Annotated in this window: 9 protein-coding genes and 1 pseudogene; 9 read left to right on the top strand and 1 reads right to left on the bottom strand. The window is 61.2% G+C overall.

Features of this window, described 5'->3' with window-relative positions; translation table 11 throughout:
- Window positions 1-9 precede the first annotated feature (9 nt).
- The 9 genes and pseudogenes from O4H31_RS18170 to O4H31_RS19695 form a co-directional block, all read left to right on the top strand.
- Window positions 10-261 (top strand): type II toxin-antitoxin system ParD family antitoxin, encoded by a 252-nt coding sequence (locus tag O4H31_RS18170; protein WP_009827037.1) that lies wholly within the window; start codon window positions 10-12, stop codon window positions 259-261.
- Window positions 254-553, top strand: coding sequence for a type II toxin-antitoxin system RelE/ParE family toxin (locus O4H31_RS18165; protein WP_009827038.1), 300 nt, complete (start codon window positions 254-256; stop codon window positions 551-553). The genes O4H31_RS18170 and O4H31_RS18165 overlap by 8 nt, the downstream gene beginning before the upstream one ends.
- A gap of 126 nt (window positions 554-679) precedes the next feature.
- Window positions 680-5,077: a strawberry notch-like NTP hydrolase domain-containing protein gene (locus tag O4H31_RS18160; RefSeq protein ID WP_009827039.1), complete on the top strand. Its 4,398-nt coding sequence runs from the start codon at window positions 680-682 to the stop codon at window positions 5,075-5,077.
- Entirely contained in the window at window positions 5,074-6,120 is a 1,047-nt protein-coding gene (locus O4H31_RS18155) for a DUF7146 domain-containing protein (protein WP_009827040.1), read from the top strand. Before O4H31_RS18160 ends, O4H31_RS18155 begins: the two co-directional genes overlap by 4 nt.
- A 312-nt stretch (window positions 6,121-6,432) precedes the next feature.
- Window positions 6,433-7,344, top strand: coding sequence for a DUF2493 domain-containing protein (locus tag O4H31_RS18150; RefSeq protein ID WP_009827041.1), 912 nt, complete (start codon window positions 6,433-6,435; stop codon window positions 7,342-7,344).
- A gap of 192 nt (window positions 7,345-7,536) precedes the next feature.
- Window positions 7,537-8,730: a plasmid partitioning protein RepA gene (gene repA, locus O4H31_RS18145; protein ID WP_009827042.1), complete on the top strand. Its 1,194-nt coding sequence runs from the start codon at window positions 7,537-7,539 to the stop codon at window positions 8,728-8,730.
- Window positions 8,714-9,643 (top strand): plasmid partitioning protein RepB, encoded by a 930-nt coding sequence (repB, locus tag O4H31_RS18140; protein ID WP_037954833.1) that lies wholly within the window; start codon window positions 8,714-8,716, stop codon window positions 9,641-9,643. The genes repA and repB overlap by 17 nt, the downstream gene beginning before the upstream one ends.
- 213 nt (window positions 9,644-9,856) lie before the next feature.
- The gene (repC, locus tag O4H31_RS18135) at window positions 9,857-11,068 is read left to right on the top strand and encodes a plasmid replication protein RepC (RefSeq protein WP_037954835.1); all 1,212 of its coding nucleotides are present in this window, start codon (window positions 9,857-9,859) and stop codon (window positions 11,066-11,068) included.
- 179 nt (window positions 11,069-11,247) lie between these two features.
- Window positions 11,248-12,606: pseudogene (locus O4H31_RS19695) on the top strand (ParB/RepB/Spo0J family partition protein); the annotation flags it as partial.
- A gap of 97 nt (window positions 12,607-12,703) precedes the next feature.
- Here O4H31_RS19695 and O4H31_RS18125 read toward each other — a convergent pair.
- Window positions 12,704-13,750 (bottom strand): tyrosine-type recombinase/integrase, encoded by a 1,047-nt coding sequence (locus O4H31_RS18125; RefSeq protein WP_269348002.1) that lies wholly within the window; start codon window positions 13,748-13,750, stop codon window positions 12,704-12,706.
- Window positions 13,751-13,871 lie beyond the last annotated feature (121 nt).

The raw sequence follows: 13,871 nt of genomic DNA, 5'->3' as shown, positions 1-13,871 counted from the left end.
GAGGTGAGCATGGCAAGCACAAGCGTCACACTTGGCCCCCATTGGGACGAATTCATCGCCCTGATGCTTAAAGAGGGGCGTTACGGGTCAACCAGCGAGTTGATCCGCGCCTCTCTGCGCCTGATGGAGGAGCAGGAAGGTCAGCGGGCGCGGCTTCGCGTTGCGCTGATGGAGGGCAAACAATCCGGTGACGCCGGTCCGCTTGACATGGATGAGATCAAGCGCGACGCGCGGAGCCGCTCTGGCGCTTCTGATGCGTGACATTCATCACTCTCAGGCGGCAAAATCCGACCTCGTCGATATCTGGGTCGAGACAGACCGACAGTGGGGCGAGGCGCAGGCGGACCGCTATCTCGATGATATCGATCGCGCCCTGAAGGGTCTCATCGCCAACCCGCAAATGGGGTCTGACTGTTCCGATCTCTTGCAGGGTGCGCGTAAACTGATCACGGGCCGGCACCTCGTGTTCTACGAGGTGGACCCGGACAGGATCTTCGTGATCCGAGTCTTGCATCAGTCCATGGACGTGCCGAGGCATCTGCGGTCGTCCTGATAACGGGCGAATTCGCACCGGGGCTTTGCCATGAAAGAGCGAGAGGCAGGGCAGGAGGGGTGACCCCTCCCGGGTGAGAGAGTGCGCGCGGGGCTTGGGGCCAACCCTAAACCCCGGAGATTGCCGATGAACGCTCACCCCCATTCCGTCCAACTTGCAACCGAGCCCGACGCCCCTGCCCTGCCAGAGGCTCCGGGCTTCGCCCAACACCTGATGCAGGTTGCGAAAGCCCTCGTCCCCCTGTTCGAGGCGGGCAGGTCCATCGACGCCGCCGCCCTTCGCACTGCGATGGAGCAAGCCTTCGGTGCCAGCGACACCAGCGGCTCCTGGATCTGGAAGGATGCTTACGAAGCCGCTGAGGTCGCCCAGATCCTGATGCTTTCGCGCTACGGTGCGCTGATGCAGCGCCAGGTATCCGCGCCGCGGGCATTTCTCACCATGATCGAGCGTCTCGCCGGTCTGGCCCCCTCCCACACGCGGCGCTCTGAAGACAGTGTCCGCCTGCAACAATTCTCGACCCCTCTGCCCCTCGCGGCCATCGTTGCGCAGGCGGCGGGCTTTCGGGACGACGACCTGGTGCTCGAGCCTTCGGCCGGTACCGGCCTGCTGGCGATTTTCGCAAAGATTGCAGGCGCTCGCCTGGCGCTGAATGAGCTTGCCGAGACCCGCCGCGCCCTGCTGGGACATCTGTTCCCCGGTGCAGTCGTCTCGGATCACGATGCCGCCTCGATCGATGACCGGCTGGATCGGTCGATCACGCCCTCGGTCATCGTGATGAACCCACCGTTTTCTGCGGCCAACCATGTCGACGGCCGGTTCCGGCAGGCCACCAGCCAACATGTCCTGTCCGCCCTAGCGCGTCTCGCGCCGGGTGGGCGGCTTGTCGTCATCACCGGCGAGAGCTTCCGCCCCTCGACGAAATCCTTTCAGTCGACGTTTCAGCGGATCGCACAAAGCGCCGATGTGGTATTTTCCGCCGCTATCGACGGCAAGGTCTTTGCGCGGCATGGCACCACGATCGACACACGGCTGACGGTGATCGACAAGCGTGCGACTGGCGCTGATGAGATCGCATCGGTCGAAAGCGAGGCCGTCTACCATCCGATCTGCGCGACCACCGCCGACCTTCTCAACGCAGTGCTCACCCACTGCCCGCAGCGCCACAGCCCCTCGCCCTGCCCCACCAGTACGGCCCTGTCGGCTCCGACCGCTTCGACCCGCACCAACCTGCAGGCCCTGCGCAATGCCGCGCGCAAGGAAACCCGTGCCCTCGCCGAAGAACGCGCAAGGCACCCGTTTGACGATATCACGACGGCCCCGATCGACTACCTGCCGAAGGCTTGGAGCCAACCCGACGGCACGCTGCAGGACACGGTCTACGAGGCCTATGACCTTCAGGCGATCAGGATCGATGGCGCGGCGGAACATCCGACCGCGCTGGTGCAATCCACCGCCATGGCCTCGGTGCCGCCGCCCGTGCCGACCTATCGTCCCATCCTGCCGAAGAACCTCGTTCAGGACGGCCTTCTTTCTGCGCCGCAGCTGGAAAGTGTCATCTATGCGGGCAACGCGCATGAGACGCATCTCAAGGGCTGGTTCAAGCGCGGCGAGATCGAAGGCCAGTTGATGGCGGCGGCCGAGGGCGACGAAGGCGCGTTTCGCCTGCGCAAGGGCTGGTTTCTGGGTGATGGCACGGGATGCGGTAAAGGGCGACAGGTTGCCGGTATCATCCTCGATAATTGGCTCAAAGGGCGCCGACGGGCGGTCTGGGTCTCGAAGAGCGACAAGCTCATCGAAGATGCGCGTCGCGACTGGATAGCGCTCGGGGGACGCGAAAGCGATATCGTGCCGCTCTCGAAGTTCCGCCAGGGCAGCGACATCCGCCTGCCCGAGGGCATCCTCTTCGTCACCTACGCCACGCTGCGCTCGGCTGAACGTGAGGGCAAAGCCTCCCGCCTCGATCAGGTCACGTCCTGGCTCAGCGATGGGTTCGACGGGGTCATTGCTTTTGATGAAAGCCATGCCATGGCGAATGCTGCCGGAGAAAAGTCCGACCGCGGCGACAAGAAGGCGTCCCAGCAGGGCCTCGCTGGCCTCGCGCTGCAGAACGCCGCGCCCGATGCACGGGTTCTCTATGTCTCGGCGACCGGTGCCACAGTCGTCGGCAATCTTGCCTATGCTTCGCGCCTCGGTCTCTGGGGCACCGGCGATTTCCCCTTCGTGACGCGGGCCGAGTTCGTCGCCGCGATGGAGGCCGGGGGCATTGCGGCCATGGAGATGATCTCGCGCGACCTGAAGGCGCTTGGGCTCTATCTGGCGCGGTCCCTCTCCTATGCCGGGGTCGAATACGAGATGCTGGTCCATGAGCTGAGCCCCGCTCAAGTCGCCATATACGACAGCTACGCCGATGCCTACCAGATCATCCACAACAACCTTGAGGCAGCGCTTCAGGCCTCGGGTATTTCTTCTGAGACCGGCACGCTGAACGCCCAAGCGAAATCCGCCGCGCGTTCGGCCTTCGAGAGCAACAAGCAGCGCTTCTTCAACCATCTCATCACCGCCATGAAATGTCCCTCGCTGATCCGCGCCATCGAGGCGGACCTTGCAGCAGGGCACTCGGCCGTGATTCAGGTGGTCTCGACCAGCGAAGCGGTGATGGAACGCCGCCTTGAAGAGATCCCTTCCTCGGACTGGGACGATCTGCAGGTCGATTTCACGCCGAGGGAGAACATCATGGACTACCTGATGCACAGCTTCCCGACGCAGCTTTTTGAGCCTTACACCGACGAGAATGGCGATCTGCGCTCGCGCCCCGCCCTCGATTGCGATGGCAACCCGATCATCTGCCGCGAGGCGGAGCGGCGGCGGGATGATCTTGTCGAGCATCTTGGGGCCCTCGCCCCGGTGCAGGGCGCGCTCGACCAGATCCTCTGGCATTTCGGAGGCGATGCAGTGGCTGAGGTCACGGGGCGCAAGCGGCGCATCGTCAAGACGCGTGAGGGGCGGCTCAAGGTCGAGAACCGCCCCGCCTCCTCCAACCTCGGCGAAACCCAGGCCTTCATGGACGATGCAAAACGCATCCTGATCTTCTCCGATGCGGGTGGCACCGGGCGCAGCTACCACGCCGATCTCGGGGCCAAGAACCAGCGCCTTCGGGTGCATTACCTCCTGGAGCCCGGGTGGAAGGCCGACAATGCGATTCAGGGTCTCGGGAGGACCAACCGCACGAACCAGGCGCAGCCGCCACTCTTTCGCCCCGTCGCCACAGACGTGAAGGGCGAGAAGCGCTTTCTCTCCACCATCGCCCGCCGCCTCGACACGCTGGGTGCCATCACCAAGGGACAGCGCGAGACCGGCGGTCAGAACATGTTCCGTGCCGAGGACAACCTTGAGAGCCCCTACGCACGCGCTGCGCTGCGCCAGTTCTTCTACAAGCTGCGTGCGGGTAAGATCGAGGCCTGCTCCTATGCGAAATTCCAGGAGATGACTGGGCTGACGCTCGATGAAGCGGATGGCACGATGAAAGAGACCCTGCCGCCGATCCAGCAGTTCCTGAATCGTTGCCTCGCGCTCCGCATCGACATGCAGGACGCGATCTTCGAGGCCTTCGGCGGGTTCCTCTCGGCCATCATCGAAGATGCGCGCCAGGCAGGCACGCTCGATGTCGGCCTCGAAACGCTCAAGGCCGAGAAATTCGAAATCGTCGACCGCAAGGTCATCTTCGAGCACGGGGCTACGGGCGCAACGGCAACTGCGCTGACCGTGGAGCGTACCGATCGCAACGATCCGCTCACCCTGCCCCGGATCAAATCGATCTGCGCAAATACGGACGGCGCGACGCTGTGCTGGAACACCTCCTCCAAACGCGCGGCGCTGATGGTGAATGCGCCGGCCTTCATGGACGAGGACGGCGTGCCGATCCTGCGGGTGAAGCTTCTGCGTCCGATGGCCACAGAAATCCTCGCGCTGACCGAGTTCTCGAAGTCGCACTGGGAAGAGATCGATGATGCGATATTCGAACAGCTCTGGCAGGCCGAGGTCGAGGCAGTGCCGGAGTTCACCACCTCAAAGATTACGCTCATCTGCGGGCTTCTCCTGCCGATCTGGGATCGGCTTCCCGCTGACAACATGCGCATCTACCGCCTTCAGACCGAGGATGGGGAGCGCGCCATCGGTCGACTGGTCAGCCAGGAGCAGCTTCTCAATGTCTTTGCACGCCTTGGTCTCGATTGCCAGATCGAGATGACGCCGCGGGAAGTGCTCGCCGCCGTGATGGAAGCCAGGACGACGCTGAACCTCCTCGGCGGCTATCAGCTGCGCCGGTCGCTGGTCATGGGGCAGCCGAGGCTTGAGCTGATAGGTGCTTCAGGCGCGGCCCTGCCCGGACTGAAGGCAATGGGCTGTTTCACGGAAGTGATCCAGTGGAAGACGCGGGTGTTCATTCCGGTCGACGGCATCGAGGTGCTGACACGGGTCCTTGCCGAGCATCCAGTTGGCGCCGGCACATCGGAGGCCGCCGCATGAGCGCGCGCCACAGTATCGCGGACCTCTCGGCCGATCTGGCAGACCATGCCGAGAGTTTCTGCCGCCAGTATTTCCCCGAGGGGCGCAAGCTGGGTAATTATTGGCAGGTCGGCGACACGTCCGGTGCAAAGGGCCAGAGCCTCGCCATCCGTCTGCAGGCGCAGGTTGGTCGTAAAGCCGGGTCCTGGCAAGATTTCGCGACGGGTGAATATGGCGACCTGATCGACCTGCTGCATGAACGGCTTGGGTCTGTCACGCTCAAGGAGACCCTGAGGGAGGCTCGATCCTTCCTCGGCGAAGCCCCCTGCCCTGCCGTACCTCGAGACACCCAAAGGGCTGAGCGCCCGGATGCAGCCTCCAGCAAACGCATCGCGCGGGCGCGCAAACTTTTCGCTGCTGGCAAGCCGGTGTTTGGCACCTTGGCCGCCACCTATCTGCAGGGGCGCGGGATCACACGGCTCGGCCCGGCCCTGCGCTATCACGCGCGTGTCTTCCTGCGGCAGGGCGAGGACGACCCCGATCTGCTGGAACGGGCCCCTGCCCTACTGGCAAAGATCACCGACAATCGCGGCCAGATCACCGGATGCGCAAGGGTTTTTCTCGACCCGTCCACCGGCGGTTTGGCCGAGATCGAGAGCCCGAAGCGGATCCTCGGACAGCTGCACGGCCATGCCATCCGCTTCTGGTCCGGCAAGGCGCGCAGCGATCTCATCGTCGGTGAAGGTCTCGAGAACACCCTCTCGGTCGGCACGGCTCTCCCCGAGTTCGATCTCGCCTCCTGTCTCACTGCCACCCATCTCGGCCTCTTCATCCCGCCGCCGAGGATCAAGCGTATCTGGATCGCGCGGGACAATGACGAAGCTGGACGCGACGCATCAATAAGATTGCTTAACCAACTGGAATCGCTTGGAATTACCTGTGGTGATCTCGTACCAAACATGGGCGATTTCAACGACGATCTGCGGGCATTTGGCAAAGATGCGCTGCGCCGTTCTCTGCTAAAGGCCATGAAAGCACAAGGTCTGGAGATCGAGGACGGGTGACCGCCAACCTCCCCGGGGATGCCTGACCGGGCAAAGGTTTCGCCGGTTCTATCTGATCCCGTTTGGACAAGGGGAGCGATGGACCGGCGGGTCGGAGCAGAGTGCTCCTCGCCCGGGCAGCAATGCGCCCGCTACCCGGAAAATTCCCCTGCCCCACCACATGACCGTGGCGGGCCATTCCTCGCGGGAACAATTTTCCGGTCCGGGTCACATTCTCCGCTGCGCTCCGATCCTGACGGATGCGGCCCGGTCGCCGCCGGTCCTGTTATCGCCCCATCCAAATCGGGTCAGATCAAACAGAGGAACCAGACAATGCCCCATCAGACAGACATCCAAGAGGAAACCGGCGTGACCTCCGCCATCCTCGACCACCTCGCACTTCACGTCGCAACGCCCGGGCCCGGCGAGACCGATCATCGCCCCCTGCCCCAGCCCGACGAGGTCGAACTCGCCATGGCGACGCTCTTTGACACCACCATCGGCCTCCTCACCGGAAGCCAGTTGGAAGACAATCTCGAAGAGATGCTCTGGTCCCTGACCTCGATCTTCCATCGCCGGCTCACCCATATCCAGAAGCTCCTCGATGACAACGAATTCGAGGTCCGGGAAAGTCTGGCCATCCAGGACGGCTCCGAGGTCGCCTCGGTCGAACTCGAGCGCCTCCAGATGATCGGGCTGAAGCTCTGGGACCATCGCGACGCTTTCGAGCAGATGCGCGATCTGGCCGTGGACCACTTCTCGGCCGCCACCGGTTCACCCTGGCTGCCCCGCACCGGATCCAAGGTCTCGCATCGCGGTCTCACCTCCGCCGTGGTGGACAGCCGGGCCTATCTCTCGGCCAAGCGGCGCAAGGAGACCGAGGTTCACTGCCCCGAAGGCACGCGGATCGCCTTCTCGGGCGGGGACTATCACGCCTACGACCTGATCTGGTCCGTCCTCGATGCCACCCATGCGAAATACCCAGACATGATTCTTTTACACGGCGGCACACCAAAAGGTGCCGAGATGATCGCTGCCCGCTGGGCAGATACCCGTGGTGTCACGCAGGTGGCGTTCAAACCCGACTGGAAGAGCCATGGCAAGGCTGCCCCCTTCAAGCGCAACGACAAGATGCTCGAGACCATGCCCCAGGGTCTGATCGCCACGCCCGGTTCGGGCATCACCGAGAATATCGTCGACAAGGCCCGCAAACTCGGCATCCGCATCAAGAGGATCGGGGCTTAGGCCCCGGTTCACGCACCGCGCAGGAGATCCCGCACGACCACAGCCTCGGAGTAATGGAACGCTACCCTTGTGGTGGACTTGGTGCACGACGCAATATCTAGAAAGTGCTTGCACGAATCTGGCTGGTCGGGCAATAGTCTCGAAAAATAACGCGCGGTCACATAAAAAACGCGCCCACGGATCGGGGCAGACATGAGCGAAGCAGAACAGGATCTTGATATCGCCATCGGGCACTACGCGGAACTTCTCGCGTCGAACCTGCATGCTCAGCGCGCTGCGCACTTCCCACCAGATGCAAAGAAGGTGATGCGCACTTTGACCAGCGGCGAAGCTGCTGAGCTCCTTGGCGTCGACCATACCTATCTTCGGAAGCTTCATCGAGAAGGAAAGATCGTTGACGTCGAGACGACGGCGGGAAGTCATCGCCGCTATACGCTCGACGATATCTGGGAAATCCGGCAGACGCTTGAAGGAAATGCAAAAAAGTCTGGAACTTACGTGCCTGGGCGTCGCGACGGTGACGAGCTTCAAGTCATATCAGTGGTGAACTTCAAGGGCGGCTCCGGCAAAACGACGACGTCTGCTCACCTCGCTCAGCGCTTGGCGCTAAAGGGGTACAGGGTTCTTGCGATCGATCTCGACCCCCAAGCATCTCTTTCGGCTCTTCATGGAATCCAGCCAGAACTCGACCTTATGGAGGGCGGAACCCTCTATGATGCCGTTCGCTACGACGATCCGGTTCCGATCGCCGAAGTGATCCGCAAGACTTACATCCGCGGCCTTGATCTTATCCCGGGCAACCTTGAACTCATGGAGTTCGAGCACGAGACGCCTGCTGCTATCCAGCGAGGCGGAGCGAAGGCGTTCTTCGCGAGAGTTCATGACGCACTCGATAGTGTTGAAGCAAACTACGACGTTGTTGTGATCGACTGCCCGCCGCAGCTTGGTTTCTTGACGATGTCAGCACTTTCTGCGTCCTCGGGTGTCCTCGTGACGGTTCACCCGCAGATGCTTGACCTCATGTCGATGTCTCAATTCCTGCGAATGACTGCGGATCTCCTGGGAGTGATCAGGGATGCAGGCGCAAATCTGCGCTTCGATTGGCTGCGCTTCTTGCCAACGCGATACAAAGTCGGCGACGCGCCACAAACCGAAGTCATCGCCTTCATTCGCGGGCTGTTTGGGAGGTCGGTCCTGACCAATCACATGGTTGAATCGACCGCAATATCTGATGCCGGCTTGACCAAGCAAACGCTCTACGAAGCTGACAAAAAGGACTTCACGCGTCAGACGTTTGATCGTGCGATCGAATCCATGAACGCAGTGAACGATGAGATCGCTGAAATCATCCAGAACACATGGGGTCGGAATGGCAAGAAAGCCTAAACTTGGCCTGCCGCTGCAGACCCTTCGCAACGCTCCTGACGCTCTTGAAGGGCGCCGACTGCGTGGCGGTGTATTTGAGATCGATCCGGCGCAGATCCTTACCGAAGGACGGTTGGATGACAGGCTTCAGATTGAAGTTGAGGGCCTGAAGAACTCTATTTCCAAGAACGGTCAGCGTGTGCCCGTCTTGGTGCGCCCACTGGAAGGCGATCGCTACAACCTGATCTATGGCCGCAGACGCTTGGAAGCATGTCGCGAACTCGGTATCAAAGTTCGAGCCATCGTCACAGAGGTTGAGGGTGATCAAGCGCTTCGAGATCAGCTTCTCGAGAACCAAGAGCGTCGTGATCTGAGCTTTATTGAGCGTGCGCTCGTTGCGACGGCACTTCTGGACGGTGATCATTTGGAAGGGGCTGAGCGCACCAATCGAGGTGTCGCCGAAGTCCTTAACCTCCACGAAGCCGGGGTTTCACAACTCTTGAGTGTCGTTCGGACGGTCGGCGAGGAACTCATCCAGGCAATTGGTGCGGCTCCCGGGATTGGTCGCCCGAGATGGGAAGAGCTCAAAAAGGCTTTGGGTGCCTACGACGGTGATCGAGACCAACTGCAAGCCGTAGCTCATGCAGCCAAGTCCGAAAGTTCCGGCTCGGTCGATGAGGTTTCTGAGCGTGCGTTTCTCGCAGTTCTGGCAGCCGCGAAGAGCGCAGAGAAGAAAGCAAGCCCGTCTAGAAAAGGCGTGCCTGCTTTGGCGATCCCCGGTGTCGGAGCTGCGACGGTCAAGACCAGCCGCCAAGGCAAGCAGCTTAAACTCGATCTGACTACGGATGAACCTGATTTTATCAGCTGGTTGGAGGGCAATGCCCCAAAGCTGATTACCGAGCTTCATGAGCGCTGGAAGCGTTCAGAAGACTGAGGAAGAGCAACCAACAAGAAGGAGGCACGATACAGGCAAAAAGAAAAAGGCCCCGAGAAGCTAGCTTCACGAGACCTTTGTAAGGTTTCGCACCGGGATCAGCCCGCTACAAAATCTCAGTTTTCGCACTTCTGAATGTAGCGTTCTGGCCCCTACCCCGCAAGCGCAAAGCGATTCGCGGGCCCTAGAATTTTTGTCTTCGTGAACATTTTCATGGAGTACACACCAATTTCGCCGTTTATGCGGCCGATTTCGCACGCTCATTTGCGCGTCATCGAGCGACCCGAGGCATCTGTTCCGGCCAGACCCGTTAACAAGTGGGAACTCCTGCGCGAGCTCTCCAAGGCGCAAGCGGCCTTTGGGGTCTCGGAACGTGATCTGACTGTTTTGCAGGGGCTCCTCAGCTTCTTTCCGGACGATGCGCTTGGCGGGAACGCCGAGATGGTCGTCTTCCCCTCGAACAAGGCGATCTGCGAGCGCCTGAATGGCATGCCGTGCTCAACGATGCGTCGTCACCTCGCGCGTCTCGTCGAGGCTGGCTTGCTCCAGCGGCGCGATAGCCCCAATGGGAAGCGCTACGTCCGCAAGCACGGCGAAGACCGCGTCGCCTTTGGCTTCGATCTTTCCCCGCTCTACTGCCAGTCCGAGGAGATAGCACGGGCCGCAGAGGCCGTACGTGAGGCTGAGGAGCGCGTCAGGCGCCTGAGAGAGGTCGTAAGCCTCATGCGACGCGATCTCGCGGCCCTCGCCGAGTTCGGAGACGAGATGCAGCCAGGCCTAGGCTTCTGGGATCAGCTTCGCGACAAGGCTGCCCTCACAGCCCGCGCGCTTCGCCGCAAGCTTTCAATTGAGGACCTCGCGGCCTATCGAGCCGATCTTGAAGCTCTCCTTGACCAGGCACGCAACATCATTGATGGCCCTGAAACAGAAGAAATGAACACCAATGATGCCCAATCTGAGCGTCACCATCATAATTCAAATAAAGAATCTATAGATTTTGAGCCGGCTTTAGAAAAAAGCGGGGCGGCGGCGGGTGTGCCAGATGTGGATACGAATGAGCCGGTGGCTGACGTTGATGAACAGGACACAAGACATCTGCCAAAGATCCCGCTTCACCTAGTGATAGCGGCATGTCCCTCGCTGAAGACCTTCTACCAAGGTGAGATCCGGCATTGGCATCAGCTTTTCGATGCGGCGGGCCATGTGCGGCCAGCCATGGGGATCAGTGCGTCTGCATGGGAAGAAGCACAGCGGTTCATGGGTCCGGAGCAAGCGTCGATCGTCGTTGCTGCGATGCTGGAACGCTTCGCCGACATAAGATCGCCTGGTGGATACTTGCGAGCTCTGACTGCCAAAGCTGCGGCCGGCGAGTTCTCCTGTGGGCCGATGGTCATGGCATTGATTGGGCGACGATCTGCAGCTTAACAGCTGTTAAGGTTGAGAGACTGCGTACTTTTCCGCCACCTCGGGACTGTCGACTTAACAGCTGTTAAAGTCCTGCCTCGCGAGCGTCAGAATATGAGAGGGAAAGGGTTGTTGGTTTGAGGGTGACGGGAAGTGAGATCGGAAGAGTGGCTTCCGGCGCCCGTCGTGGAGGAGATCTGATGGCGAAACCTGCCCAGAAAGTCACCCAGTCCCCGTTCCGGGACATTCCCTTCGACAAGCTCGTGCTGAGCCAGTCCAACGTCCGGCGCATCAAGGCCGGCATCTCGGTCGAGGAACTGGCCGAAGACATCGCCCGCCGCGGGTTGCTGCAAAGCCTGTGCGTCCGGCCCGTTCTGGCGGATGATGGGTCCGAGACAGGCAAGTTCAAAATACCCGCTGGCGGTAGGCGCTTCCAGGCCCTGTCACTCTTGGTGAAGCAGAAGCGCCTGGCCAAGACGACGCCCATTCCCTGCTTCGTGCGGGATGCGAAGTCCACGATCCTCGCCGAAGACGACTCGCTCGCCGAGAACATGAAGCGCGCTGTCCTGCATCCACTCGATCAGTTCCGCGCCTTCGTGGCGCTGCAGGAGAAGGGTCAGGGCGACGAAGAGATCGCAACCGCCTTCTTCGTCAGGCCGCAGGTGATCAAACAGCGCTTGAAACTCGCCGTCGTGGCCCCTGCCCTGCTCGAGCTTTATGCCGAGGATGAAATGACGCTGGAGCAGCTGATGGCCTTGACGGTTAACCCGGATCATGAGCGCCAGGTTCAGGTCTGGGAGGCGATCCGCTCGTCCTGGAACAAGGAGCCCTATCAGATCCGGCGGATGCTGACGGAAACCTCGGTGCGGGCATCCGATCGTCGTGCTGTCTTTGTCGGCATCGATGCCTATGAGTCTGCTGGCGGCACCATGTTGCACGACCTCTTCCAGGGCGATGACGGCGGCTGGCTGGAAGACCCCGCCCTGTTCGATCGTCTGGTCAGCGAGAAGCTTCAGGCTGAAGCCGAAGCCATTGCGACCGAAGGTTGGAAATGGATCGAGGTCTCGCTCGACCTGCCCTATGGCTACAGCCACGGTTTGCGGCGGCTGAGCGGAGACCCGGCACCGATGACGGATGACGAAGGCGCGGCCCATGCCAAGCTTCTTGCCGAATACCGGGCGCTCGAAGAGGAATACGAGGGCCAGGATGAATTCCCCGAGGAAGTCGACGCGCGACTTGGCGAGTTGGAAATTGCGATGGAGAAGCTCGAGACTCGGCCGTTGATCTTCGACGATGAAGAGATCGCGCGGGCAGGGGCTTTTGTGACGCTTTATCGCATGGCGAGCTTGTCGTTAATCGCGGCTTTGTCCGGCCCGAGGATGAGCCTCGGGAATACGCTGATGTCTTCAGCTGTGAACCGACAGCAGGGCGCTGAGCTTTCAACGGGGAGTTACGCGGATGGTATCGGCCACGGTACGGAAATCACTTCTGCTGGTCAAGCGCTTGGCGCGAACGCACGCGACGACGAGGACGATGGTGCGTTGAAGCCCTTGCCTGAGCCCGTTCCCGACACCGAGCAGGCTGAAGATGCAGATCTTCTTGACTTCATCAGCTCAGACCGGCCAAGGATTAATGACAGGATGACAGTTCGCAAGATTACAATCCAGCGGCTTTCGTCAGGTTCACGCGGAAGCGGTCGCGGCGGCGTTGGTAGCGGCGGGTCATCTGTGCCGAAGCGTGGCCAAGGTGCTTCTGCACATACCGCTCGTCCACCTCGGCCGAACTGGCGAGACCTGCGCGCAGAGAATGGCCAGAGAACAGTGCCAGGCGTTCCTTTTCGGGCAGTTCGGATCGGATGCCGGCGTCCAGGACCGTTCGCTTGATCAGCCGCGCGACATGCTTGTCGTTCAGCCTTGTCTCCAGGGCCTTCTTTCCACCCCGAGTGGTGCCGACAAAGACCGGCCCGAAGTCGATCCTGGCGAAGTGCAACCACTGCTCGAGCGCATGCACAGGGCAGCTGGAGTTAGACGATCCCAGACCGATCTCGACCTCGCGCCAGCCGGTCTTGGCGTTGAGCGTCAGCACGGCGCCGTCGTCGAGGATCTCGATCCAGCCGCCTGAATCGGGCGTGTCGTCCTTTCCGACATCCAGGCTGACGATCTCGGAGCGGCGGAGCCCGCCGGCGTACCCGAGGAGCAGGATGGCGCGGTCCCTGAGCCCGCGCAGGTCGTAGGGCAGGGTGGCGACCATCGCGAGGATGTCCTCGGCCAGGATCGCTTCCTTCTGCACCGGCGGACGGGCGTGTTTGCGTTTGATCCCGGCCAGCACTGTTGCGATGTGGCGGTTCTTACGATCGAGGACAAAGCCGCGTTGCGCATAGTTCCAGGCAAGGCCGGAGAGGCGACGTTCGATGGTACTGACCGATAGGGCAGGGGAGGGGCCCGCTCCGGACGCCAGGTCTGCGAGATAAAGCCCGATCATTTCAGGCGACGGGGGCAGAGGCTCCGCGCCCTTCATCCGACACCACCGCGCGAAATGCGCCCAATCCTTGGCATAGGCTTTCAGCGTATTGTCAGAAGCTGCGGCGCGCGCATAATCTCGGGCGGCGTCGACCAGGCGATCAAGGCTGCCGGATCCCGCGACGTGGGCGGGTAGGGAGATGTCGTCGCTTTTTTCTTGATCGCTGTCGCCGTTCTGAGCGATACAAAACGCACCAGAGTTTGATGATGTCGACTTCTCGTCCTCTGTGTCGTTCTGCCAAGGTTTTTGAGATTGGGTGCCATGTGTTTTCAATGGTTTGCGGATTTTTCATTTTGAGATTGAG

Source organism: Sulfitobacter dubius (genome assembly GCF_027214245.1).
GTDB lineage: Bacteria > Pseudomonadota > Alphaproteobacteria > Rhodobacterales > Rhodobacteraceae > Sulfitobacter > Sulfitobacter dubius_A.
Note: the sequence above shows the minus strand (reverse complement) of the source record. Positions and strands in the feature narration are given on the sequence as shown.

Excerpts from the sequence above, each read along its gene's own strand:
- O4H31_RS18170 (WP_009827037.1), top strand. The coding sequence starts at position 10 with ATGGCAAGCACAAGCGTCACACTTGGCCCCCATTGGGACGAATTCATC.
- O4H31_RS18165 (WP_009827038.1), top strand. The coding sequence starts at position 254 with ATGCGTGACATTCATCACTCTCAGGCGGCAAAATCCGACCTCGTCGAT.
- O4H31_RS18160 (WP_009827039.1), top strand. The coding sequence starts at position 680 with ATGAACGCTCACCCCCATTCCGTCCAACTTGCAACCGAGCCCGACGCC.
- O4H31_RS18155 (WP_009827040.1), top strand. The coding sequence starts at position 5,074 with ATGAGCGCGCGCCACAGTATCGCGGACCTCTCGGCCGATCTGGCAGAC.
- O4H31_RS18150 (WP_009827041.1), top strand. The coding sequence starts at position 6,433 with ATGCCCCATCAGACAGACATCCAAGAGGAAACCGGCGTGACCTCCGCC.
- repA (WP_009827042.1), top strand. The coding sequence starts at position 7,537 with ATGAGCGAAGCAGAACAGGATCTTGATATCGCCATCGGGCACTACGCG.
- repB (WP_037954833.1), top strand. The coding sequence starts at position 8,714 with ATGGCAAGAAAGCCTAAACTTGGCCTGCCGCTGCAGACCCTTCGCAAC.
- repC (WP_037954835.1), top strand. The coding sequence starts at position 9,857 with ATGGAGTACACACCAATTTCGCCGTTTATGCGGCCGATTTCGCACGCT.